The 1,303-nt window shown below is 68.0% G+C and carries 1 protein-coding gene; it reads left to right on the top strand.

The window, feature by feature from the left end:
- The coding region (gene ilvA, locus G3N62_RS35520) for a threonine ammonia-lyase, biosynthetic (RefSeq protein ID WP_206141558.1) at positions 1 to 1,303 on the top strand (1,303 nt) is incomplete at both ends.

The raw sequence follows: 1,303 nt of genomic DNA, 5'->3' as shown, positions 1-1,303 counted from the left end.
CCGTTTACCTGAAGCGCGAGGACAACCAGCCGGTGTTCTCGTTCAAGCTGCGCGGCGCGTACAACAAGATGGCGCACATTCCGGCGGACGCGCTCGCGCGCGGCGTGATTACGGCGTCGGCCGGCAACCACGCGCAGGGCGTCGCGTTCTCGGCGGCCCGGATGGGCATCAAGGCCGTGATCGTCGTGCCGGTCACGACGCCGCAGGTGAAGGTCGATGCGGTGCGCGCGCACGGCGGCCCGAGCGTCGAGGTGATCCAGGCGGGCGAATCGTACAGCGATGCCTATGCGCACGCGGTCAAGGTGCAGCAGGAGCGCGATCTCACGTTCGTCCACCCGTTCGACGATCCGTACGTGATCGCCGGCCAGGGCACCATCGCGATGGAGATCCTGCGCCAGCATCAGGGCCCGATCCATGCGATCTTCGTGCCGATCGGCGGCGGCGGGCTCGCGTCCGGCGTCGCCGCGTACGTGAAGGCCGTGCGCCCGGAGATCAAGGTCATCGGCGTGCAGGCCGAGGATTCGTGCGCGATGGCGCAGTCGCTGGACGCCGGCGAGCGCATCGAGCTCAGCGAGGTCGGCCTGTTCGCCGACGGCACCGCGGTGAAGCTCGTCGGCGAGGAAACCTTCCGGCTGTGCCGCGCATTCCTCGACGGCGTCGTGACGGTCAACACCGACGCGCTGTGCGCGGCGATCAAGGACGTGTTCCAGGACACGCGCAGCGTGCTCGAACCGTCCGGCGCGCTCGCGGTGGCCGGCGCGAAGCTGTACGCGGAACGCGAAGGCGTCGAGAACCAGACGCTCGTCGCGGTCACCTCCGGCGCGAACATGAACTTCGACCGGATGCGCTTCGTCGCCGAGCGCGCGGAAGTCGGCGAGGCGCGCGAAGCGGTGTTCGCGGTCACGATCCCCGAGGAGCGCGGCAGCTTCAAGCGCTTCTGTTCGCTCGTCGGCGACCGCAACGTCACCGAGTTCAACTACCGGATCGCCGATGCGCAATCCGCGCACATCTTCGTCGGCGTGCAGATCAAGCGCCGCGGCGAATCGGCGGAGATCGCCGCGAACTTCGAGTCGCACGGCTTCAAGAGCGTCGACCTGACGCACGACGAACTGTCGAAGGAACACATCCGCTACATGGTCGGCGGCCGCTCGCCGCTCGCGCTCGACGAACGCCTGTTCCGCTTCGAATTCCCCGAGCGGCCGGGCGCGCTGATGAAGTTCCTGTCGTCGATGGCGCCGGACTGGAACATCAGCCTGTTCCACTACCGCAACCAGGGCGCGGACTACAGCTCGATCCTCGTCGG

This window comes from Burkholderia sp. Tr-20355 (assembly GCF_017104685.1).
GTDB lineage: Bacteria > Pseudomonadota > Gammaproteobacteria > Burkholderiales > Burkholderiaceae > Burkholderia > Burkholderia seminalis.
This window is presented reverse-complemented; position numbering and strand designations above follow the sequence as displayed.